The following is a 1,161-nucleotide window of genomic DNA, read 5'->3' on the forward strand; positions in this document are numbered from 1 at the left end:
CTAAATAACTGATCCTAATTGTGATACACCGTCTTTAGCCCATGGTTGCCACCTGGAAACGGGGCTGCCGTCTCCATAAAATGGTCTACCTGCTCCAGTAGTTCATCCATCGTTTTACAGCGGTGGTTGCGAGTAATCGTTTCATGTAACGCATGCCAGAGCTTTTCTATTTTGTTATGCCACGGGCTGTAGATCGGTAAAAACAGTAGCTTGAACTTCGGGTTTTCTGTCAGCCACTTTTGCGTTTTCTTGCTCTTGTGAATGATGTAATTATCCACAATAAAGGTCACGCTTTTCGCCCGCCTGTACTGACCTTTGACCTTATTCAGTAACTCGATAAACAGGTCGCTTGTTTTTCGCTGTCCACCTACATAGCTGATTTGTCCAGTTTGGCTGTGCAGTGCTCCGGCTAAATAGTGTTTCTTGTTTTGTCCTGGTGTCGCGACTTTACGCTGCTGACCTTTGAGGCCCCATTCCGCGCCAATCTTCGGGTTCAGGTGAATATCCACTTCATCTTCATAAAACACCGGATGGTCGATACTGCTGTTGTCCAGCGCTTCACGCATTGCTGTTAACTTCGCTTCTTTATCCGGGTCTTTGATGTACAACGTCGGAGCCGCCCGACGCCAGACAATCCCCAGCGTGGGTAGCCAGCGCCTGATGGTGGAGCTATGCACCTTGATGCTGCACAGCTTTTTGAGCATCAACGCGAACAACTCTGTACTCCAGCGGGAGCGCTGGTAACCCAAGGTTCGTGGCGCTTGCTCCAACAGCAGCCTTAATACCTTACAGATAAAGGTTTTGGGCTGGCGAACTGGCCTGCCAACTCCTTTTGTTTTCAAACCATCCACGCCGGCTACTTCATACCAGGCGAGCCAGCGATTCACGGAGGAACGTCCCACCTGAAGCACACGGGCGACTTCAGATTTGGAGGTCCCTTTTAACACCAGCAGAACCGCATTGGCTCTGCGGCACAGGTCTTTATCCCTGGTTTTATGAATGACTTTCTTCAATCGACGGGTTTCAGCGCTATGGAAAAATGTTATTTTGCTCATACTCAATGCGGTTGATGGTTTGTGTTGTTTGGCGACTGATCAGATCGCTCAAACCGCATTGAGTTCCCGCCTACAAGTGATCTACTAATTGGAACAGTTATTTAGG

1 protein-coding gene is annotated in these 1,161 nt (G+C 48.8%); it reads right to left on the bottom strand.

Annotated elements, in window-relative coordinates; genetic code table 11:
• Nucleotides 1–14: 14 nt before the first annotated feature.
• Nucleotides 15–1,055 carry an IS630 family transposase gene (locus LSG37_RS21105; RefSeq protein ID WP_233081978.1) on the bottom strand — a complete coding sequence of 347 codons (1,041 nt, stop codon included), beginning with the start codon at nucleotides 1,053–1,055 and terminating at the stop codon, nucleotides 15–17.
• Between the last annotated feature and the right edge of the window lie 106 nt (nucleotides 1,056–1,161).

Source organism: Rheinheimera soli (genome assembly GCF_021290985.1).
Taxonomy (GTDB): Bacteria; Pseudomonadota; Gammaproteobacteria; order Enterobacterales; family Alteromonadaceae; genus Pararheinheimera; species Pararheinheimera soli.